This is a genomic window from Roseibium sediminis, assembly GCF_008711325.1.
GTDB lineage: Bacteria > Pseudomonadota > Alphaproteobacteria > Rhizobiales > Stappiaceae > Roseibium > Roseibium sediminis.
In genome coordinates this window covers 48173-69378 of sequence record NZ_VXDB01000019.1, presented here as the reverse complement: position 1 = coordinate 69378, position 21206 = coordinate 48173, and the positions used below count along the sequence as shown (strand labels likewise).

At 56.3% G+C, this 21206-nt stretch carries 17 protein-coding genes; 6 read left to right on the top strand and 11 right to left on the bottom strand.

Features of this window, described 5'->3' with window-relative positions; all coding sequences use genetic code 11:
* Positions 1–45 precede the first annotated feature (45 nt).
* Positions 46–1173 (top strand): ABC transporter ATP-binding protein, encoded by a 1128-nt coding sequence (locus tag F0155_RS17625; protein WP_150525864.1) that lies wholly within the window; start codon positions 46–48, stop codon positions 1171–1173.
* Positions 1174–1245: 72 nt separating this feature from the next.
* Here F0155_RS17625 and F0155_RS17620 read toward each other — a convergent pair whose 3' ends face one another.
* From F0155_RS17620 to F0155_RS17610, 3 genes are read right to left on the bottom strand one after another with little or no spacing between them, the layout of a single operon-like run.
* Positions 1246–2313 carry a D-TA family PLP-dependent enzyme gene (locus F0155_RS17620; RefSeq protein ID WP_150525863.1) on the bottom strand — a complete coding sequence of 356 codons (1068 nt, stop codon included), beginning with the start codon at positions 2311–2313 and terminating at the stop codon, positions 1246–1248.
* Positions 2310–3815: a M81 family metallopeptidase gene (locus tag F0155_RS17615; RefSeq protein WP_150525862.1), complete on the bottom strand. Its 1506-nt coding sequence runs from the start codon at positions 3813–3815 to the stop codon at positions 2310–2312. The genes F0155_RS17620 and F0155_RS17615 overlap by 4 nt, the downstream gene beginning before the upstream one ends.
* Positions 3812–4336, bottom strand: coding sequence for a hypothetical protein (locus F0155_RS17610; RefSeq protein ID WP_192913836.1), 525 nt, complete (start codon positions 4334–4336; stop codon positions 3812–3814). The genes F0155_RS17615 and F0155_RS17610 overlap by 4 nt, the downstream gene beginning before the upstream one ends.
* Before the next feature lie 104 nt (positions 4337–4440).
* Here F0155_RS17610 and F0155_RS17605 point away from each other — a divergent pair, with 104 nt between their 5' ends.
* From F0155_RS17605 to F0155_RS17585, 5 genes are read left to right on the top strand one after another with little or no spacing between them, the layout of a single operon-like run.
* A complete protein-coding gene (locus F0155_RS17605; protein WP_150525861.1) occupies positions 4441–4824 on the top strand; it encodes a RidA family protein in 384 nt (127 codons plus the stop codon).
* Positions 4825–4835: 11 nt separating this feature from the next.
* Positions 4836–5702 carry a MurR/RpiR family transcriptional regulator gene (locus F0155_RS17600; RefSeq protein WP_150525860.1) on the top strand — a complete coding sequence of 289 codons (867 nt, stop codon included), beginning with the start codon at positions 4836–4838 and terminating at the stop codon, positions 5700–5702.
* Positions 5695–6483: an SDR family oxidoreductase gene (locus F0155_RS17595; RefSeq protein WP_244303539.1), complete on the top strand. Its 789-nt coding sequence runs from the start codon at positions 5695–5697 to the stop codon at positions 6481–6483. The genes F0155_RS17600 and F0155_RS17595 overlap by 8 nt, the downstream gene beginning before the upstream one ends.
* 18 nt (positions 6484–6501) lie before the next feature.
* A complete protein-coding gene (locus tag F0155_RS17590) occupies positions 6502–8412 on the top strand; it encodes a beta-N-acetylhexosaminidase (RefSeq protein WP_150525858.1) in 1911 nt (636 codons plus the stop codon).
* 13 nt (positions 8413–8425) lie between these two features.
* Entirely contained in the window at positions 8426–9877 is a 1452-nt protein-coding gene (locus F0155_RS17585) for a M81 family metallopeptidase (protein WP_150525857.1), read from the top strand.
* Here the strand turns inward: F0155_RS17585 and F0155_RS17580 are convergent.
* From F0155_RS17580 to F0155_RS17545, 8 genes are all read right to left on the bottom strand, one after another.
* On the bottom strand, positions 9865–11397 hold the full coding sequence (locus tag F0155_RS17580) for a GGDEF domain-containing phosphodiesterase (RefSeq protein WP_150525856.1): 1533 nt from the start codon (positions 11395–11397) through the stop codon (positions 9865–9867). The genes F0155_RS17585 and F0155_RS17580 overlap by 13 nt on opposite strands.
* Positions 11398–11646: 249 nt before the next feature.
* A complete protein-coding gene (locus F0155_RS17575; RefSeq protein WP_150525855.1) occupies positions 11647–13557 on the bottom strand; it encodes a putative bifunctional diguanylate cyclase/phosphodiesterase in 1911 nt (636 codons plus the stop codon).
* A 231-nt stretch (positions 13558–13788) separates the two neighbouring features.
* On the bottom strand, positions 13789–15741 hold the full coding sequence (locus tag F0155_RS17570; protein ID WP_150525854.1) for a putative bifunctional diguanylate cyclase/phosphodiesterase: 1953 nt from the start codon (positions 15739–15741) through the stop codon (positions 13789–13791).
* Positions 15742–15759: 18 nt separating this feature from the next.
* Positions 15760–16245 (bottom strand): putative pterin-binding protein, encoded by a 486-nt coding sequence (locus F0155_RS17565; protein WP_150525853.1) that lies wholly within the window; start codon positions 16243–16245, stop codon positions 15760–15762.
* Between the two features lie 237 nt (positions 16246–16482).
* Positions 16483–17547: a BMP family ABC transporter substrate-binding protein gene (locus tag F0155_RS17560; RefSeq protein ID WP_150525852.1), complete on the bottom strand. Its 1065-nt coding sequence runs from the start codon at positions 17545–17547 to the stop codon at positions 16483–16485.
* A 59-nt stretch (positions 17548–17606) separates the two neighbouring features.
* The gene (locus tag F0155_RS17555; protein WP_150525851.1) at positions 17607–18521 is read right to left on the bottom strand and encodes an ABC transporter permease; all 915 of its coding nucleotides are present in this window, start codon (positions 18519–18521) and stop codon (positions 17607–17609) included.
* The gene (locus tag F0155_RS17550; protein WP_150525850.1) at positions 18514–19608 is read right to left on the bottom strand and encodes an ABC transporter permease; all 1095 of its coding nucleotides are present in this window, start codon (positions 19606–19608) and stop codon (positions 18514–18516) included. The genes F0155_RS17555 and F0155_RS17550 overlap by 8 nt, the downstream gene beginning before the upstream one ends.
* On the bottom strand, positions 19608–21182 hold the full coding sequence (locus tag F0155_RS17545; RefSeq protein ID WP_208999343.1) for an ABC transporter ATP-binding protein: 1575 nt from the start codon (positions 21180–21182) through the stop codon (positions 19608–19610). The genes F0155_RS17550 and F0155_RS17545 overlap by 1 nt, the downstream gene beginning before the upstream one ends.
* Positions 21183–21206 lie beyond the last annotated feature (24 nt).

Sequence of the window (21206 nt, the reverse complement as noted above, 5' to 3'; positions counted from 1 at the left end):
CGATCCGTCGGGACCCGGCCCGCTTACAAAAAGAAGGAAACAATCATGGGCGAGTTGCAGCTGCGTGACGTTCGCAAAAGCTACGGCGGCATGGAAGTGATCAAGGGCGTGTCACTGGACGTCCAGCACGGGGAGTTTGTGGTTTTCGTCGGGCCGTCCGGCTGCGGAAAATCGACGCTGTTGCGCATGATTGCCGGACTGGAAGAAATCTCTGACGGCGACGTTTCCATCGACAAGAAGGTCGTGAACGCCCTGCCGCCGGTGAAGCGTGGCATTGCCATGGTGTTCCAGTCCTATGCGCTCTATCCGCATATGAGCGTTTACGAGAATATTGCCTTCCCCCTGCGTGTCGAGCGCCTGCCGCAGGACAAGGTGGAAGAAAAGGTTCAGCAAGCCGCAAAGATCCTGCAGCTTGAATCACGTCTGCACCACAAGCCGGGCGAACTTTCAGGTGGTCAGCGCCAGCGCGTTGCGATCGGCCGCGCTATCGTTCGAGCCCCCTCGGTCTTTCTGTTCGATGAGCCGCTTTCCAACCTGGACGCAGCCCTGCGTGCAGAAATGCGCGTAGAGCTTGCCAAGCTGCACAACGATCTGGATGCCACGATGATCTACGTCACGCACGATCAGGTGGAAGCCATGACCATGGCCGACCGGATCGTGGTGCTGGATGGCGGCATTATTTCCCAGGTCGGAACGCCGCTCGAACTCTATCATAGACCGGAGAACACCTTCGTCGCCGGGTTCATCGGCAACCCGAAGATGAACTTCATTCACGTGACCGGAAAATCAGCCAACGAAAAAGGCGCGACGGTTATCCTGCCAAACGGCTCCGAACTGACTGTTGCAGTCGAAGTCACCGGCGACATCGCAGGTCAGGATTTGATCCTCGGTTTGCGCCCGGAGCACATTCGTCTTCGCGAAGCTGACGCAAGCCTGGATGTTGTTCCCAATGTCGTGGAACGACTTGGCATCCACACAGTGACCTACTCATCAGTTGAAGGCAGCGAGAATGTGTTCTGTAGCCTTCTGCCAGGCGATGCACCGGCGCGGGTCGGAGAAGTGCTGAAGATGGGCATTGTCGGTCAGGATTGCCATTTGTTCCACAAGGATGGCTCTGCATTCACGCGCAAGATCTCCATGTCCGAGATCGACCCCGCGCAGATGCATCTCTGATCGGGATCAGACTTCAATTGAAAAAGGCCGCGGATCACGCGGCCTTTTTTGTAGGTACAGTGTAAATTTCAATCAGGTCACACATCCGCGTGCGGCAACAGGTTCAATCCCGCTGACCACTCCACCCTTGTGAAACACCAGCCGGTCAAACAGGTTCGTCACAACGCATGTATGGTTCGGAATAATCCGGATGCGCTCGCCAACTTTTGGCTTCTCAGAACATTTCGACAGATCGACAACGGCATGTTCTTCGCTCAACGAAGTGATCGACGCGTCGGGATATTCAACGATGTAGCCGTGATCGGGAAATCCGAGCAGGTCCGAGGTCAAGGCCTTGGAGCCTGAGTCCAGCACTGCACGCGTTTCGGTCGGACGAGACACGACAGTTGCTATGACATGCATGGCGCAGTCGTCATAATCGCACAGCCCCGCACGCACCATCGAGCGATCATTGAAAATATAGGTGCCTGCACGATGCTCAGTCGCCGACTTCACCAGATGTGAATCCAGCAGGCTGGGAGAGCCGCCATGCGAAAGCACCGGACAATGGATGCCCTTAGACTTGAGCATGGAAACCGTCTGCGAGAAGAACGCTTCCACGGCGTCTTCCGTATTTGGTTTTGGATAGGTCATCAGGCCGACAAAGACGAGACCCGGCTTTGACGCGATACGCTCGGCAAGCTTTACGGCATCTTCCGGAGACTGGACGCCGTTGCGCCCTGCTCCCGTATCGCATTCCACCAGGACCATGAGCGGTTCATCGGCGGTAAAAACATCCGCCAAACCGTCGACCACGACATCATTGTCGGCAACAACCTGCAGATCGACCCGGTTATTCAGCGCTTTTAACCGCGCCAACCTGTCGGTGCCCAGCATGTTGAAGGTGATGAAAATGTCATGAAATCCGGCGTCGGCGAATATCTCGGCTTCGCTGACTTTCTGGCAGGTGATGCCAACAGCCCCGGCAGCAACCTGTTTTCGCGCGAGTGACGGGATCTTGTGAGTCTTGATATGCGGGCGGAACGGTCGACCAATCTCGTCAAAGTAGCGCTGTACCACCTTGATGTTCGCGTCCATCACATCTTCATCAATCACCGCCACAGGGGTGGCCAATTCGCTGATATGGGTCGTCTTGCTCATGCCAGGGCTCCATGGACGTTCTGAGAGGCCGGATCATAGGGCGACGAGCGGTCCGTGATCGGCCAGATATCCCGCGGCGCGTGCTTGTAGTCTGTTTTCGCCGGATTGTTCGGATACGGGTTTCCGGCAGAACAATAGAGTATCTTGTTGCTTATACGCGCAAATGACGCCTGAAAGTGATTGGTCGATTTGACGACAAGCATACGCCGCTGCCGCGGATCAATCCCGAATATCTCGAAAAGGCTCGTGTCAAAACACTGGGCCCGCGTCGAGTTGAGAATGATCTCGATGCCATTCAGATAGATCAGGCTGGAATCACCGATCGGAACAAAGCTGTCCCCGAAACGTTGATTGGCATCCCGGATGTTCTTGATCACCTTGACTGTCGCATCGATTGGAGCGCCGCAGCCAGGAGCAGATTTCGCGCCGAACCGCAGCGCCATCTCCGCGCCCTCTCCGGCTGCATGGCACAGCTGTACGGCGATGGGATCCCAAACGGACCCGAATGCAATGCTCGTCAGGCCGCGCTCGATCGCTTCTGCCAGAAGAACCGTGGAGTCTCCCGCTGTTCCTCCACCAGGATTGTCCCACATGTCGGCGATGACAACGGGCCCGTCATGAGACGCAAGCGCAGCTTCATAGGCTTGATCGACGGACACTTCGGGGCTGCGGACCTGGCCACGTAACTGAAACAGATTTTCACCAAGTTCACGAGCGATCCTTTGTCCGTGCTCGGCTGCCGCATCTGTCACAACCATGATCTTGGTTCCCATTTCAGGAACATCGCCCGCCATGAACCCGTGAATGACCGAAGTCGACAGGATGAGATCATCGGTGCGCTCAAGTTCGATCAGATTGTCGACAAATCCGCGCATCGGTTGTCTGGACGTCGGAAAGACATCGATCATCTTGCAGTCAAAGACCGAAATATGCGGCGCAACCTCGCCTTCTATGGCTCCGCCAGCAATCCGCCAGGCATCTCGGGCCCGATCCACAAAATCCGTATGCGGGAATTCCTTGAAAGCGACCAGAGCATCTGCCGCTGCAACGCGCTTCGCAGTCAAGTGAGAATGCGGATCCAGCGTGGCCACCAGCGGCGTATCCGGCCCGATAAGGTCGCGGACGCGGCTCAGAAAGTCCCCTTCGGGATCCGGGTATCCATCTGCGACCATGGCGCCATGTAGTCCAATGACCACGCCATCGACCGGTAGTGCGTCTTTCAGCTGTCCGAGAATTTCGTCGCGAAGACCTTCAAAGGTCGGCTTGGAAACAAGACCGGCAGGATCAGCCCAGGCAGCAGTCCCTTCAATCAGGTCCCACCCCTTTTCGGCGCAGTAGGCGCGTCCGATCGGAATGACCGCAGAACACAGCGTTGGGGTGTCGGGATGTTCGCCCGGACGCGCCAGCAGAGAGGCCTCGAACCCCCGAATGTCGATGCGGATCGGCGAGAAGGTGTTTGTCTCAGTTGCCAGAACAGCTGAAAAGACGCGTTTTCTGGTCATTCTGTTTGTCCATCTCCATGCGTGCCGCCGCCAAGCGGATTGGGCAGATAACCGCAGAAGCTGGTGATCTTCCACCCTGCATCGGTTTTCTTGCAGAAGTAGAGCGTCTGCCAGAGCAGGCGGTCAAGCGTTCCGTCAGCTTTGCGAATGGAACCGTCAAACTTCTTGTGCGCGATGGCTCGGTCCCCGGAAATCTCGATCTCCTCAAGGCGAGTCGCTCTGAAAATCGCAGCGCGCGGGTCTTCCGCAAATTCGGTATTTCTGAATTCTTTTGCCTGGCGAAGCCATTCATCGCGATATTCACCGATACCGGGAAAGCGCATCGACCACGTATCCGGATTCGGCTTCTTGCCACCATCAACACCGAAAAAACCATCCACTACAAAATCGTTTTTCACCGCATCCCAGTCGGCCGCTACGAAAGCATCGATGTCCCTTTGCACCAACATCGTCCAGATATCTGCCCTGTCAGGGTCCTGTGCCTCGAACGGGTTGCGTTCTGCTGCGGGTAATACACTCATTACGGAAACCATTTTCGCTTTCGGTGTTGATTTTCAGACTGATTAGGGATGATATAACACCAATACCAAACCACAATGTAAATCTTTTTCACAATGGAGATCAAATGTCCATCAAACGTTACGGGGCTGAAAAATCCGGCGCAGGCGGCCAGAACCTTCCATTTGCCCGCGCTGTGGAAGCCGACGGATGGCTTTATGTTTCTGGTCAGGTTCCGATGAAAGACGGGGAAATAGTTGGAAACGGCATTGTCGAACAAACGCACCTGACAATTAAGAACGTCATCGCTATCCTCGAGGAAGCCGGTTACGGCTTGGAGCATGTTGTTCGCTGTGGCGTGTGGCTTGATGATCCGCGCGACTTCTGGTCGTTCAACGGCGTATACAAAAGCTATTTTGGCGAACACCCGCCAGCGCGTGCATGTGTGCAGTCCACAATGATGGTCGACTGCAAGGTTGAAATCGACTGTATCGCGTACAAGAAGCCTTAAAGTTAGGAAAAATGCGAGACGTCCTGTCCATTCTGCACGACAAGACCGCGGAACTCTCCAAGTCGGAGCGTATTCTGGCGGATTTGATCCGGAGCGATGCCGAGTTCATCGTGCATGCAGGCATTACAGACGTTGCCGAGCGCGCAGGCGTCTCGCCTCCCACAGTCACGCGGTTTGCGCGCCGCCTCGGATGCGACAGTTTCACGGCCTTCAAGGTCCAGCTGGCTCAGGCGACATTTGCCGGGCTGCGCTATCTGAATGTGAATGAAACATCCACGCAGCCGCACGATGTGGCCGACAGCCTTCTTGCGAATGCCCAGAATACGCTGACCTTGATGCGAGAAACGCTGGATCTGGCGAAGGTCCAGATGGCCTCGGACAGAATTGCCAGAGCGGGCTTTGTAGTGGCATTCGGCTCGGGAGGAACCTCCTCGGTCATTGCTGACGAAATCCGCAATCGCCTTTTTCGCCTTGGACTCCGGGCAACTGCCATCACGGATCACGCCATGCAATTGATGCAGGGCGCCACTCTTGGACCGGCGGACGTTGTGATTGCCTCTTCCGTCTCTGGACGCAATTCCCCGCTGGTGCAAGCGCTGGAAGCCGCCAAAACCTATGGGGCCACGGTCATTGCCCTGACCCGTCCCAACCGGCCGGTGAGCGATGTCGCGGATATCACGATCGAGATCGATCTGCCCGAGCACGGCGACATTCTGCGGCCAAGCGGAAGCCGATATGCCTTTCTCTATACGGTGGACCTGATCGCGACACTCGTGGCGACCTCCCGGCAGGAGCCTGCGCGGGAGAGCCTGAGACGCGTCAAGCACCAGCTTACAAATGCGCGCGATGAGAATGACAAGGAGGCCCTTGGTGACTGATCAGGACAACACAGGACCGATTGCGGTCGTTACTGGCGGAGCCGGTGACATCGGCCGCGCCATTGCACGTGCGCTTCGCGCCACCCACCGAATTGCGCTGGTCGACATCAACGAGCCCGCGCTTTGCAAGGCGCAGGCGGAACTCGAAGATGCAGGTCGCGACGTTCGCAGTTTCCGGATCGATCTGACGAACCCTGCCGACCTTGCACAACTTGCGTCAGAACTGGCCGCCTGGGGCAAGACGCGTGTTCTTGTGAACAATGCCGGACGGGCCATGGTGACCAGTCTGCAGTCTATGACCAATGACGATCTCCAGATCGACCTTGATCTGAACCTGAAAGCTGCCCTCTCCTGTTTCAAGGCGCTTGAACACGATCTCAAAGACAACGGTTGCGTGATCAACATTGCATCCGTCAACGGCATGGGTGCATTTGGCCATCCAGCCTATAGCGCCGCCAAGGCCGGTCTCATTCACGCAACTCAGATGATGGCCGTCGAATATGGCAAGTTCGGCATGCGGGCAAACGCGATCGCACCGGGCACTGTGCGCACGCAGGCGTGGGAAGACCGCGCTGCCAAAAACCCGAATGTCTTTGATGATGCCCTTGCGTGGTATCCTCTCAAGCACTTGCCGACACCGGATGACATAGCTCAGGCGGTGGTCTTTCTGACCTCGCCTCATGCCCGTAGCATTACGGGCGTCTGCCTGCCCATAGACTGTGGCCTCTCGGCAGGTTCCCCTTCTTTGCCACGAACCTTTACCCAATCAGCCGACTACTGATTTGCACAGGATCTCTCGATGACGCTTAGCCTCGAAGCGCGGTATCTCCCCGCGACGGACACCACAGCGAACTCTTTTGAACTTTCCTTTTCGAACTATACAGACAAACCGCTTTCAAACTTCACCCTTGCCTATTCGGCAATGTCACGGTGCGTGCGGGGTTCTGGCGTCGACAATGGCACCTTGCTGCGCAGGGTGGCGAATTTCCACGAAATCGCTCCCCCGGAAGGGCTTGTCCTTCAGCCGGGAGAAAGCTGGCAGTTCAAGATACGCCAGCTGGAAATGCCATCCCGTCACCGTGTTGACGGACCTAAATCCGCCTTCGTGACGGTAGACGGCGAAGTCACCCCCGTCCAATGCTCGGACCTTCAGGGGCCGGAAGACAAGGATACCGGCGAGCTTCGGCATATCCCCAAGGGACAGGTGGACATGCCGATATACGCTGTGCCCTTCCCGCAACAGGTCTCGGTCAAGGAATACAAAGCCGGACTGATCCGCTTCTATCCAGCAGCGACAGCAAGCGACGCCGACAAGGCAGCCATGCTGAAAATTGCGGCTCTCGCGAAGCGTCTGTTTCCAGATAGTGCTGATCCGTTCCGCCTTGCACCTGCGCGCAATGGCATTGCCCTTGCGTTTGCCCAAAAGGACAGTTTTGAGAACGACGGCTATTCCATTCGCTTTGATGGAGACGCAGCAGAGCTATCCTTTTCGTCTGCAACGGGTCGTGACTATGGCCTGACCCTTTTGGCGCAGATCGTCTACGGCGCTGAAAGCGATCCGGAGACGTTCCAGACACCGACCAGGGGCGTGATCACCGATGTGCCGCGTTTTGGCTGGCGCGGGTCGCATCTCGACGTTTCCCGCCACTTCTGGCCAACGGAAGACATCCTGCGCTTCCTCGACATTCTCGCTTGGAGCCGGATGAACGTTTTCCAGTGGCACCTGACCGACGACGAGGGCTGGCGTCTGGAAATCAACGCCTATCCGGAACTCACCATGACAGGTGCTTTCCGCGGACCGGGCCTGCCGCTTGTGTCCCAGCATGGCTACGGATCGGAAACCTATGGCGGCTTCTATACGCAGGAAGAAGTGCGTGACGTGGTCGCCCACGGCCAGAGCCTCAACATCACCATCGTGCCGGAAATCGACATTCCCGGCCATTGCACAGCCGTCCTGAAAGCCTATCCGAACCTTGTGGACCCGGATGAGCCGGACGCGTCCTATCATTCCATTCAGGGCTACGCCAATAACGCCCTCAACCCGGCCATTCCGGAAACCTACACGTTCCTTGAGGCCGTATTTGCGGAAGTCGCGGAGTTGTTCCCGAGCGAATACATTCATGTCGGCGGGGATGAAGTCGACGTGAAATCCTGGCTGGAGTCGCCGAAGGCGCAAGCTCTCATGGCCGAGGAAAACCTCAAAGACACCATGGAGCTGCAGGCATATTTCCTACGCAAGGTTCAGGCCATGCTTCGCAAGCTTGACCGCAAGATCGCCGGCTGGGACGAAGTCTCCCATGGCGGCGGGATTGATGCCGAAGGTTCGCTTCTGGTTGCCTGGCAAAAGCCGGAGCTCACCCGCAAGCTGATCGAGGAAGGCTATGAGGTGGTTTGCAGCCCCGGACAGGCCTACTACTTGGACATGGCTCAGGCTACGGGCTGGGAAGAGCCCGGTGCAGGCTGGGCGGGTGTTACGTCTCCGGAAACATCCTACCAGTTTGAAGCGGCGTCCGGGCTTGATGATGGCGTTGCCAATCGCCTCAAGGGGGTTCAGGCCTGCATCTGGTGCGAACACATCACCAACAAGGCGATCTTCAACCACATGGTGTTTCCGCGCCTATTTGCGGTTGCCGAAGCTGGGTGGACTGATCCGCAAAACAAGAACTGGCAGCGGTTTGCCGCCCTCAGCCACCACTTCCCCAAGCTCTAGGGCAGGCTGAACCTTGAAAATCGCGGTCGGAGGTATCCATACCGAGTGCAGCACCTATTCCTCTCTTGTCCAGACAAGAGAGGACTTCAAGGTGGCACGGGGTGCTGATTTGCTGGATCAGATTCCCCGGCAAGATGGACTTCCCGGTGATCTGGATCTCCGGCCGCTGTTTCATGCCCGCTCCATACCGGGCGGTCCGGTTTCACCGGACTGTTACGCTGCCTTCAAGACGGCATTCCTTGCAGAGCTGGCCGCAGAAGGACCCGTTGAGGGTGTTCTGCTCATCATGCACGGGGCCATGCATGTGGATGGTCTCTCCGATGTCGAGGGAGACTGGATTTCCGGCGTTCGCGAGTTGGTTGGCGAGAGCGTTTCGATCGCCGTCAGCTATGATCTCCACGGCAATGTCACCCAGAAGATCATTGATGCAATTGATATATTCTGTGCTTACCGGACAGCTCCGCATATCGATGTTGCCCAAACTCATGCACGGGCGTTGCGCGAACTCACGCAGATGATTTCTGGCATCGGGCGGCGCATGGTGGCCTGGGCTCCTATCCCGCTCCTTCTGCCGGGCGAAAAAACCAGCACGGTGGATGAACCTGCTGCACGCCTCTATCTCCAACTCCCGCAGGAAGACCGGCTTTCCGGGGTTACTGACGCCAATTTGATGGTGGGTTATGTCTGGGCGGACGTGGAGCGCGCAACGGCAGCTGCCGTGGTAACGGGCACAGATCCGCAGGCGATCATCCAATCTGCTGAGCGGATAGCAACCGCCTACTGGGATGCCCGCAACGAGTTCAAATTCGGCGTGCCGACAATCGACCTTGCCACAGCGCTGGACCATATTTCCAAACTGGAGACCAAGCCCGTTGTTCTGGCCGACAGCGGCGACAATCCGACAGGTGGTGGCATAGGCGACCGAAGTGATGTGCTGTCAGCATGGCTGGCGTCAGGACGAACAAACGCGCTATTTGCCGGGATCGCTGATGAGCCAGCCGCTCGCGCTGCAAAAGACCGCGGTCAGGGCAATACCGTACACCTGACCTTGGGAGGTGCCTTGGGGAGCGCATGCCCGCAAGTATCATGTCAGGCGAAGGTGCTTTCGATCCACGGCATGACTGAGGACGGAACGCTTGAAGTTGCGCTGGACATTCACGGAAACACGGTGCTCGTTACTCAAAAACGCCGACCGTTTCATCAAGTCCGCGATATCGACAAATTCGGGATCAACCCAAGGGATTACGACGTTCTGATCGTCAAGGCGGGTTATCTGGTGTCCGAGATTGCCGCCTTGGCAAATCCGGCGATCATGGCTCTCACTGATGGTGCGGTCTCGCAGGACATTACAAGCCTGAACAACACCAAACGCTCGAAGCCGACGTTTCCGTTTCAACGCGATTTTGACTACCTGCCGAAAGCCAGACCCTCTGCGCGTGCAGGAACCACACGTCAGGCCGAATAACGCGCATAAGGCTGTTCGACGAGTGAGAAGAACAGCTTTTCGACATCGCTCGCCGGTAGGGGGCCGCAGAACAGATACCCCTGCGCCGCCATGCAGCCAAGGCTTTCCAGATATTCACGTTGATCCGCGGTTTCGATGCCTTTACCGGTGATCAGCACCCCACCGCGCGTCATGTAGGACAGAACGACGCTGACCATGTCGTGCGAAATTGAATCGCCCAAGGCCTGATCGGCGAGATTGCGATCGATCTTGAGTTCATCCCAGTCGAACTGGCTAAGGTAAGGCAGCGCAGCCAGCCCTTCCCGCCCAAACTCGTCCAGGGCAACACGCACTCCAATCGCTTTCAGATCGCGCAGAACCTTCAGAACCTGTACAGGCCTTTCAAACAAGGTTGGTTCTGACACTTCGATGAACAAGCGACTTGGACGCAGCCCTGTCACCCGCAGGGACTTGCGAACAACTTCAGCGAAGTTATCGGCAAAAAGGCGCGCAGCAGAAATGTTGACCGATATCGTGACGTGATCGGGCAACCCGCAGGCCTTTTCACAGGCCGACAGAAGAATTGCATTGTCCAATTCAACCATAACGCCCATGGAGCGCGCAGCAGACAAAAACTCGCGTGGGGAAATCCAACCGAGCTTTTCATTGTGCCAGCGGGCAAGCGCCTCCACGCCCGTGATGCCACCTGATGCAAGATCAAATTTAGGCAGGAAATGCGGCTCGATAGTCCCCTCCTTGAGCGCGGCGAATATTTCCGCTTCAACCGTATGCCTGCGAAACAGAACCGCCTTCAAACCTGAAGAGTAGACACAGGACGGCCCCGAGACGGCACTGCCGGATGCCTCCCGCAAAGCCAACCGAGCCTCATCCAATAGCGAAGGGATATCCGCATCCTGAGTTTCGGAAACAGCAACACCAACAACACACTCAATTCCAGTCCAGCTGGATGCCTGCTCGGAATTGCGTGCCAGAACCTGAATGATGGTTTTTGCCAGATCCCCCGGCTCAATGCCGGATTCAAGACCCAGAACCCCGAGAAAACACCCGTCATCCCCCCTTGCTATACGGGCAGCGGGATCAAAAAGCGCCAGAGCGGATCGCAGTCTCGCAACGGCGTCTGCAAGGCTGTCTTCAATTGCCGCAATGGAATTCAGGGAGGCAGCACGGCCTCTCACTTCGCAGTCGATGGCAAGAACGACCAGTCGCCCGGACCGTCTGGCGGAATCTTGATTGTCCTCCAGGGATTGCAACAAGCCATATTCGTTGGGCAGTCCCGTTGACTGATCGGTAGACCCGAGAAGAGCAATTTCCCGCCTTTGTTCGGAAATTTCCGCATGGCAGCGCCTGAGGTGCCACACAAGTGCAACGACAACCGCACTGCCGCCGACAAGCAGTCCGCACAGAACATAGATTGCCAATGAACTGACATGCAGTTCTCCGGGCATCAAAACCGCAGCCGCGGCGCTTTCAAGGGAAAAGCACACAGTGAACGACAGGGCGAGAATTGTCGTCAGACCCATGTTTGGACTTCGTTTGCCGAAGACGCCCCAACCGCCGGACAACCTCGTTCGAGCAACTTTGAACCGATACCTGACCAAATGCGTGCTCCGCACGGTTCATGGGCTAACCGGCGAACAGTTCCGTCGTCAGCACCCAAGTTCATACACTCGTGCGAAGTCTAGACGGTCGATTTTAAATAGGGCGAAATTGCTAGGTTAAAACTTTAGTAAAACTGAAAGTAAATTCCCTTTGGTGTCTGAACACCCCCCTCAGGACGCCAGGAAGGTGTTCTCAAAATCTTCGCGAGGGAGCGCTTCAGAATAGAAATACCCCTGCCCGATGGAAAACCCCGCAGAGGAAAACCAGTTCTTCTGCTTCTCGGTCTCGATCCCCTCAACGATGAGATTGGATTTGAAGTTTGATCCGATCTGTTGAATGACATTGACGATTGGCTCAATCGCGCCCGACGTCCCGTCGAACATGGACAAGCTCTTGTCGACTTTTATTTCATTCCAACGGATCTGCAGGATATCTCTTATCCGTCCAGCCCCGGTTCCAAAATCCCCAAGCGAAATCTGAACCCCAAGGGCCTGAAGAGATGACAGCACATGGCGCGCATTGAACGGATCACTCAGCAACGACTGTTCCTGAATTTCCAGCGTCAGGCGGGAAGCGGGCAAACCGTTCCGGACAAGAGCATCACGTACGACGCTGACAAAGTCGCTTTCCATGAGCTGGGCAAATGAAACATTCACCGTCATCACGAGGTCTGGGCGCATCTGTGCAGCATCAGCGCAGGCCTGTTCCAGAATAAGCTTCCCAAGCTTGACGATGTCGCCACTTGCTTCCGCGACCGGAATAAACTCCTCAGCCGCCACCTGTCCGAAGTCGGGATGGTTCCATCGAGCCAGAGCTTCAGCGCCAATGAGGCGTCCCGTGGCGAGGTCAAACTGGGGCTGATAAAATGGCAGGATATGCCTGTGTTCAATTGCGATTTCGAGATCGGACTCAATTTTTAGCCGCCGCTTTAATCCCTCCATCATGGTTGGATGAAACGCACGCGCAGCTCCCGTACCGGAGCGTTTGGCATCCATCAAAGCAAGGTCCGCCTCGGTGAGCAGAACGGCAGGTTCGCGATGTTCAGAGCTTACGACCGTATATCCGACAGACCCTCCCGCCTTGATGTGACCGAATTCGGTCTCAAATGGCCTTTGCAATTCTGAACACAGTCGAGATGCAATGCGGCGCGGGTCTGCAACGCCGGTCTGAAGATGAAGCAGAATGACGAATTCATCGCCACCGGTTCTAGCGACGATGTTTCGGCTATCCAGGTTCCTGACTATGTTCTTCAGGCGCCCGGCAATCGATTTCAGCAGGGCATCTCCGCCATCATGACCGAGTGTATCATTCACTGCCTTGAACCCGTCGAGATCAAGCGCAAGAACCACGAGGGTCTCGTCTTCGTCCCAAGCAATCAGCGCAGACGACAGAATTTCCTCAAAATGCAGCCGATTTGCCAAACCCGTAAGAGAATCCCGCCGCGCAAGCCGAGAATACATTTGAGCGTTTTCGGTTATTTTCGCATTCGCCGCCAACAGCCAATTGTTCTGCAGCAGCGTCATCACGATCAAGCCGGACGCAACGGTCAGGATGACGAAGAAAATTGCATTCTTTGCTTGCCCGCGCGAAACGAAATCGGATCTAACCTCGGCGAGCCGCTGGACACCGCTGGTCTCCAGTTCAGAGCGAATTTCCTTGAAGGCAGACTGAAGAGAACGCACTTCCGGGCTCGTGAGAGGTTCATTTTTTAGAACCTCGCCTTCCCGCGTTCCGACCCTTTCGATGATCGGCGATATATCCTCAAGAAGCGGTGACACAGTCTCTGCGGAGGATGAAAAGATCCGTGACCCCAAATTCCATGTTTCCAGGGTCGCCATCAGCTCGTCATTCGCCGTTGACGGCTGGGGGTCTGCAGGATCCAGAACCCTCATTGTTCCGGACAAAACTTCATCAGTCAGTCGAATGAAGAATGGAGCCCCTGTCTCCTGGGCAACGCCAATCAGATTATCAAGCGCATCTTCCTCGGAGCGATCAAGGATCGAGTGGACAAGGAACGTGACCACAACGAAAACAAGTCCCAAACTGGCAATCAAGTTCCAGGAGCTTGTTCGTTCCATCATGAAATAACTTTCGCTCCGCCACGAAGGCCCAGTTAAACGAACCGACCACAATGAGCCGAAACCCACCCACCAGAAACAATTGTAAAATGAAAATCATAACGCGGGAGCGGGAGGCCCCGTGGATCGAGTTATAGTTAACATCGCGCCCGAGGGCCTTCACAAGCTGATTACGGTGATTTGCCGTTACGTAATTCCAGTATGTGAAAATATTTCAATGCCTTGGCAGTTTCACTAAACCGCGTAAAGGCGGCGGAGAGACCCACCATGATAGATCTCCAGAATCGCGTCGGCAGACATCGGTCGACCGAAGAGGTAGCCCTGCCCGATCTGGCAGCCTCTGCTCCAGAAGATGCTCTCCTGACGGTGCGTCTCCAGCCCTTCGGCAACAAGGCGTGCGTTAAGCTTTCCCGAGACGCTTTGCACCAGATCGACGATCGCTAGCGTGAGATCATCCGCTTCGCAATTCTCGACGAAAAACTTGTCGATCTTCAATTCATCCCATCGGAAACGGCTGAGCTGTGACAGCGCAGAATAGCCCGTTCCAAAGTCGTCCAAGGAGATCGAGACTCCCAGTCGCTGAAGCTCACCAAGATTCTGCAGGACCTTGTTGGGATCGCTCATGACGAGACTCTCAGTGACCTCCAGCGTCAACCGAGCCGGATTCAGACCACTTTCCCGCAAGACCTGCTCGACCTTTCGTACCAACCTGTCACTGAGCAACTGGGCCACGGAGAGGTTCACGGCAACGCGGGCTGATCTGGAGAAACGCTGAACATCCCGGCAGGCGGTGGCGAGAACTTCCTCCCCGATCCAGGAAATATCGCCATTGCATTCCGCGATAGGAATGAAGTTCTCGGGGATCATGAATCCAAGCTGCGGATGCTCCCAGCGAGCGAGCGCTTCGTATCCGACGATCTCCCCGGTTTCAAGGTCAAACTGTGGTTGATAGAACGGCTTGATCTGTCCGGTCCCGCGGGCGCGTTTCAGTTCGTTTTCAATCCGCAGCCGGGCTTCAAGGTTCTCGCGCATTCCCCGTTCGAAACTGACGACCGTCCCCTTGCCTTCCCTTTTGGCCGCTATCAGGGCCAGGTCGGAATTGGTAACGGCTTTCTGCAGCCCGATTTCCCGCCCTGCCACGGGGGCAATTCCGATGGAAACACCGACGGTAAGGCTTCCGTAGTCAGTTTCGAAGGGACGTTCGAACTCGAGCAACAAGGCCCTCCCCAGCCTTTCGAATTCGAGCGAACTCCCGCGGGAAATAGCCAGAATGAGAAATTCATCACCGCCGACACGGGCTACCATATTTCTCTGATCAGATTGGGCCATGAACCTGGTTAGCCGATCCGCTACGGACAAAAGCAACGCATCTCCACCAGCATGGCCCAATGCATCATTGATGGATTTGAAACCGTCCAGATCAAGCGCCATGACAGCAACGCTCTCGCGGTCGCTCAACCGTCTCGTGACGAGCTTGAGATGATCGTCGAAGCTGGCCCGATTGGGTAACCCGGTCAGGCTGTCGTGGTTCGCAAGCCGCGCCAATTCGCCGGCCTTCGCTTCGATTTCGCGGTTTGCCTGCAGCAGCGAACGGTTCTGCAACAATGCCCCGAACAGAAGTCCGGCCGACACCATGACAAGGACGACGATGAAAATCTTTTCCTGCAGCTGGGTATTCTGGATATCGGAGCGAATAAGGGCGCTTTCGCTGATATTGTGCTGGTAGATCTCGATGGCGATCCGGTCCACATCAGCAAGAAGGGTGTCCACTTTCGCAAGAAGGATTCGGGCCGAAGTCTCATCCTTCAGCTCCATGACCAGCTGCTCCAGGCTCTCCGCATTGACCTTCAGCCGGTTGAAGACGCGCACCAGCTTCGGGTCCTTGTCCAGATACTGGCGGAACCAGGCCATGTCCCACATATAGATGCGGCCCAGAAATATTTCGTAGGCAATCTCGACCTTGTTTTGATGATCCTGGTCCGGAGTTTCGGCGTATTGGTTCAGAGAAACATAAAAACTGTAGATTTCGGCGCGTCCATTTGAAGAAGACCATGCAGCCTCGTGGCGCAACGACCGCTCCATCGCGTCGCCGGAAGCTTCTTCGATCATCACGTGTATGCCGTATAAAAATCCGACAAACATCAGGGCGACGATGGCAGACAGCTGCCAAAATGGACGTTTTTTCATCACGGTATCCAGTTGCACCTAGTGCACGTGAATTTCCCTCACCTGCCATACAGAGCGGGAGAAATAAATCTCGTTATTGATCGACGGGTAATCATCAAAGGGAAAGACGATGAACAGCGGGCCACGGTTTCTGACCTTCATGAACCGGCCGTTTTCCTTGAGAGCAAGAATGGGTTTGTAGTTATGGATGTCGGAAACAGGTATCCGCGCCCGAAATCCGTTTAACGCGATGACTTCCAGCTCCTCGCCGCAACCACCTGTTAGATCCAGAACATCCAAAAGAAGCGGCCCTTCGAACCGGGTTCGGCCACTGATCCAGGGCGTTGAGGTTTCGATTGTTACCTGGTCCAGGGAGGACAGTCCGCTTCTGTTGAACTCGTGAGGTTGGGGGCCGTCACAGTCACGAAAGACAGAAAGAATGGTGCTTCCCTGCGCAAATGCCCCACCCCCTGCCATGAGAAGGCAAACAAACAAGGCGAAGACAGTTTTTGCCAGTCCACCCATCCTGGTCTCCTCACAGAACATGATCGAGAAGGGATTATCATTAATCACAACGGATAACTGGCGTAGCGGGAAGTAATGTCAGCAAATCTTACGGTAACCCGAAAAACCCCAACACAAGCATATGTTTTAATTGATATTTTTTGAAGAGATTGATTTTTGCAGGCATCGAACAAAATAAAAATGGCTCCGAACCGCTTGGGTTCGGAGCCTCGACTTGTTAACGAGTTTTACTGACGCTTACTGCGGCAGCTTGTCGTCAACGCCCTTGACGTACCAGTTCATGCCAAGAATTGCGCCGTCTTCCAGACGGACGCCATCAGCCGCAGCCTCGGTTCCGTCCTGCTTGGTGATCGGCCCGGTGAAAGGCTCCCAGCCGCCGGAAATCTTGGCTTCGGTTTCCTTTGCCATGGCGACAACGTCATCCGGCAGGTTGGTGTACGGAGCCATGACGACGTGGCCGTGGGAGATACCCTGCCACGTGCTTTCCGAATGCCACTTGCCATCAAGAACCGCCTGAACGCGTTCGATGTAGTACGGTGCCCAATCGTCAATGATTGCGGTCAGCTGGGCATCCTTGGCGAAGTTGATCATGTCGGAGGCCTGACCAAAGCCATGCACGCCGCGCTCCTGAGCCACCTGAAGCGGCGCCGTGGAGTCCGTGTGCTGGGTAATGATGTCCGCGCCCTGATCGATAAGAGCCTTGGCAGCATCAGCTTCCTTGCCCGGGTCGAACCAGGAGTTGACCCACACCACTTTCAATTTGAAGTCAGGATTGACGGACTGCGCTCCGAGCATGAAAGCGTTGATGCCGGACACGACTTCCGGGATCGGGAAAGACGCGATGTAACCAGCCACACCTGACTTGGACTGCTTGCCGGCGATCTGACCGATGATGTAGCGGCCTTCATGGAACTTGGAGTTATAGGTCGCAACGTTGTCGGCGGTCTTGTAACCGGTTGCATGCTCAAACTTCACATCCGGGAACTTCTTGGCGACCTTGATGGTCGGGTTCATGTAGCCGAAGGACGTCGTGAAGATGAGGCCACAGCCTTCACGGGCAAAACGCTCGATCGCACGTTCCGCATCCGGGCCTTCCGGCACGCTTTCCAGATAGGCTGTCTCGACACGATCACCGAAGTGCTTTTCGACTGCCAGACGGCCCTGATCATGCTGGTAGGACCAGCCGAAGTCGCCCACCGGGCCAACATAGACGAAACAGGCCTTGAGGTCTGCGGCCTGTGCCGCTGAACCTGCGGCAGCAAGCGCGAGCGCTGCAACAGCGGATTTCAGGATAGATTTCATGACGTCATTCCCCTTTTAGTACTTTCACTACACCGGCCAAAAGCCGACCGAGGTTGAAGTTAACGATCCGGAACGAAAGGCTTGCCGAGACAAGCCGGCGTATTGACGAGAGTCAGCCTGCGGTTAGCTGAAATCAACACCAAGACAGCGATAGTTGCAAGATATGGCAAGCTTGAGAGGAACTGGGACGGTATTCCAAGCCCCTGTGCCTGCGCATGGAAGGTAAGCACGGTCACGGCGCCGAACAGATAGGCACCAGCCACAACGCGGAACGGCAACCAGGACGCAAACACCACCAGCGCCAACGCGATCCAGCCTCGTCCTGCCGTCATGTTTTCAACCCACTGCGGCGTATAAGCCAGAGACATATACGCTCCGGCCAACCCTGCGCAGGCTCCGCCAAACAGGATGGCAAGGAAGCGAACTCGCACAACCGAGTAGCCGAGCGCATGGGCGGAGGTGTGGTTGTCTCCGACAGCGCGTAGCACCAGCCCTGCCCTTGTCTTGAACAACACGTAGCTGACGGCAAACACCAGCGCGAAGCCAAGATACACCACCGCATCCTGCTGGAAAAACACTGGCCCGATGAACGGAATTTCCGAGAGGACCGGAATATAGAGTTCCGGCAATCTCAGCCCCGGAACACCGATGAAGGCCTCACCGATCATGCCCGAAAGGCCAAGACCAAGGATCGTCAAGGACAGGCCGCTGGCCACCTGATTGGTGACAAGCACCAGAACCAGAAACCCGAACAGGGCTGACATCGCCATTCCGGCTATGATTGCAGCAACGACGCCAAGGGTTCCAGATCCAGTCTGGTTGGCGACGGCAAAGCCGACGACAGCCCCCATGATCATCATGCCCTCAACACCGAGATTGAGTACGCCGGAGCGTTCAACCACCAGCTCGCCGATCGCAGCGATCAGGAGCGGCGTGGCAGCGGTGATGACCGTCAGAAGAACAGCTTCAAACATGGGACGCCTCCCCGATTGCAACAGCCTTGCGCTTCTTGACGAAGCGAAGCTTGTAAAGAATGAACGTGTCACAGGCGAGCACGAAGAACAGCAGCAGCCCCTGAATGACGCTCGCGATTTTGTCGGACACGCCCATCGACGCCTGCACGGCTTCGCCGCCGATATAGGACAGCGCCAGAACAAACCCGGCAATCAGGATACCGACCGGATTCAACCGTCCGAGGAAGGCAACGATGATCGCTGTGAAGCCATACCCCGGCGAGATCGACGGCAACAGCTGGTTCAGCGACCCGGAGACTTCCATTGTTCCGGCAACCCCGGCCAGCGCGCCGGAAAGCGCAAAGGCGAAAATGGTCAGTCGCTTGGCAGAAAACCCGGCGAAACTACCCGCACGCGGGCTTTCACCCATGACGCGGATTTCGAAACCCTTCAAGGTCTTGGCAAGGACCACCGCCAACACGATCACCACGATAACGGCGATCGGAGCGGAGATGCTCATACGTCCGTCACCGATTACCGGAAGCGTTGCCGCATCGGAGAAGATCCGCGATTCCGGGAAGTTGTAGCCACCCGGATCACGCCACGGACCACGCACCAGATAATCAAGTAGCAACCCGGCCACATACACAAGCATCAGGCTTGTCAGGATCTCGTTGGTGTTGAATCGCGTCTTCAAGAGTGCCGGGATCATCGCCCACGCCGCACCGCCCGCCGCTCCGAAGAGCAACATCATCGGCAGGGTTGCGCCATTGGCAAACTCCGGAAAGATCACCGGAAGGAAGGAACCGCAAAGCGCTCCGAAGACGAATTGGCCTTCCGCTCCAATGTTCCAGTTGTTGGACAGGTAGCAGACCGAAAGACCACAGGCGATCAGCACAAGGGGTGTCGCCTTGACGATGATTTCCTGCAGGGACCACGTATCTGTCAGCGGCTCGATGAAGAACTTGTAGAGACCGAGCAACGGATCCTTGCCGCTGATGGTGAAGAGTATTGCGGCAGCGACAAGCGTGAGCCCAACAGCCACCAGCGGCGAGAGCAAGGTCATCAGCGAACTGTGTTCCTTGCGTTTGACGAGTTCGATACGCATCACGCTGCCCCCGCTGTCGTTTCCGCCCCACCGGCCATCAAAAGGCCGATGCGTTCGCGGGTCATTTTTCTGGCGTCTTCCGGTTCCGAAAGATAGCCGCGCGATATCACGGCAATCCGGTCGGCAATCTCAAAGATCTCATCCAGATCCTGACTGATGACAAGGACGGCTGAACCGGACCGGGCGAGATCGATCAACGCCTGACGGATCAGTGCAGCCGCACCAGCGTCCACGCCCCATGTCGGCTGGTTTACAACCAGAACACCCGGCTTTCGATCGAGCTCTCGGCCGACCACAAACTTCTGCAGGTTGCCGCCGGAAAGGGAGCGCGCTTCCGGATCATCATGGCTCATACGCACGTCGTATTTGGCCTTGATCCGCTGTTCCATTTCGCCGGCCTTGGCCGTGGAGACGAAGCCTCCGCTGGCAAGTCCGTCACCAGTCCCGTGGCGGGTCAGGACAATGTTCTCCGAAAGTTTCATGCCGGGTACGGCACCATGCCCCAGACGCTCCTCGGGCACAAAAGCAGCGTTCTTGCGCCGCCGCCAATTAACTCCACGATGGCCACAAGCTTCGTCATCAAGTCGGATCATGTCGCGGCCCACCGGCATTTCGCCGGATATGGCATCAAACAATTCGCCCTGTCCATTGCCAGCAACACCTGCAATCGCAATCACTTCACCAGCGCGAACGCCGAGGTTAATGCTGCGAAGCTCGGTCGCAAAAGGAGTACCGGGTTTTGCACTGAGGTTGGAAATTCCAAGGCGAACGGCACCACCGGAGGCCTGATGCGCCCCTAGCGAAACGCCCATGACCTCGGTACCAACCATCATGCGCGCAAGCGATGCCGGTGTTTCCTTGGACGGATCGCATTCGCGAACGACCTTGCCATGGCGCAGGATTGTCGCGTGATGGCAAATCCGTTGAACTTCTTCCAAACGGTGAGAAATGTAGAGGACCGCACAGCCCTCGCTCGCAAGCCGCTGCAAGGTCAGAAAGAGCTTGTCGGCTTCTTGCGGTGTCAGAACCGATGTCGGTTCATCCATGATGATGAGGCGCGGTTCTTGAAGAAGACACCGTACGATTTCAATACGTTGACGAATGCCCACGGGCAAGTCGGCAACAACCGCGTTCGGGTCGAGAGGCAGGCCATATTCCGTAGAGACATCCTCGATACGTTGCGCCAGTGCCTTCATGTCGCCAGCGCCTTCGAGCGCCAACGCAATATTCTCGACCACGGTGAGGGCTTCAAACAACGAGAAGTGCTGAAACACCATGCCAATGCCGAGCGATCGTGCGACGGCGGGACTGGTGATCGTGACCCTTTCCCCTTGCCAGTTGATTGCACCGGCATCAGGCTCAAGGGATCCGTAAAACATTTTGACCAAGGTCGATTTGCCCGCCCCGTTTTCACCGAGCAAGGCATGTATTTCCCCCTTGTTGATCGCAAGATCTACAAGGTCATTCGCCAGAATGTCCCCGAAGCGCTTGGTCAACCCGCGCGCATCGAGCAACGTTCCCGTTTCAGAACGCTTCCGGACCTCGGCGCGGTTCTCCTCCCCCGCCATTGACATGTCTGTCACCTGGTCACCCCCAAT

What these genes read in the sequence shown, in the direction of transcription:
- F0155_RS17625 (WP_150525864.1), top strand. Translation starts at nt 46, where the DNA reads ATGGGCGAGTTGCAGCTGCGTGACGTTCGCAAAAGCTACGGCGGCATG.
- F0155_RS17620 (WP_150525863.1), bottom strand. Translation starts at nt 2,313, where the DNA reads ATGAGCAAGACGACCCATATCAGCGAATTGGCCACCCCTGTGGCGGTG.
- F0155_RS17615 (WP_150525862.1), bottom strand. Translation starts at nt 3,815, where the DNA reads ATGACCAGAAAACGCGTCTTTTCAGCTGTTCTGGCAACTGAGACAAAC.
- F0155_RS17610 (WP_192913836.1), bottom strand. Translation starts at nt 4,336, where the DNA reads ATGAGTGTATTACCCGCAGCAGAACGCAACCCGTTCGAGGCACAGGAC.
- F0155_RS17605 (WP_150525861.1), top strand. Translation starts at nt 4,441, where the DNA reads ATGTCCATCAAACGTTACGGGGCTGAAAAATCCGGCGCAGGCGGCCAG.
- F0155_RS17600 (WP_150525860.1), top strand. Translation starts at nt 4,836, where the DNA reads ATGCGAGACGTCCTGTCCATTCTGCACGACAAGACCGCGGAACTCTCC.
- F0155_RS17590 (WP_150525858.1), top strand. Translation starts at nt 6,502, where the DNA reads ATGACGCTTAGCCTCGAAGCGCGGTATCTCCCCGCGACGGACACCACA.
- F0155_RS17580 (WP_150525856.1), bottom strand. Translation starts at nt 11,397, where the DNA reads ATGGGTCTGACGACAATTCTCGCCCTGTCGTTCACTGTGTGCTTTTCC.
- F0155_RS17575 (WP_150525855.1), bottom strand. Translation starts at nt 13,557, where the DNA reads ATGATGGAACGAACAAGCTCCTGGAACTTGATTGCCAGTTTGGGACTT.
- F0155_RS17570 (WP_150525854.1), bottom strand. Translation starts at nt 15,741, where the DNA reads ATGAAAAAACGTCCATTTTGGCAGCTGTCTGCCATCGTCGCCCTGATG.
- F0155_RS17565 (WP_150525853.1), bottom strand. Translation starts at nt 16,245, where the DNA reads ATGGGTGGACTGGCAAAAACTGTCTTCGCCTTGTTTGTTTGCCTTCTC.
- F0155_RS17560 (WP_150525852.1), bottom strand. Translation starts at nt 17,547, where the DNA reads ATGAAATCTATCCTGAAATCCGCTGTTGCAGCGCTCGCGCTTGCTGCC.
- F0155_RS17555 (WP_150525851.1), bottom strand. Translation starts at nt 18,521, where the DNA reads ATGTTTGAAGCTGTTCTTCTGACGGTCATCACCGCTGCCACGCCGCTC.
- F0155_RS17550 (WP_150525850.1), bottom strand. Translation starts at nt 19,608, where the DNA reads ATGCGTATCGAACTCGTCAAACGCAAGGAACACAGTTCGCTGATGACC.
- F0155_RS17545 (WP_208999343.1), bottom strand. Translation starts at nt 21,182, where the DNA reads ATGTCAATGGCGGGGGAGGAGAACCGCGCCGAGGTCCGGAAGCGTTCT.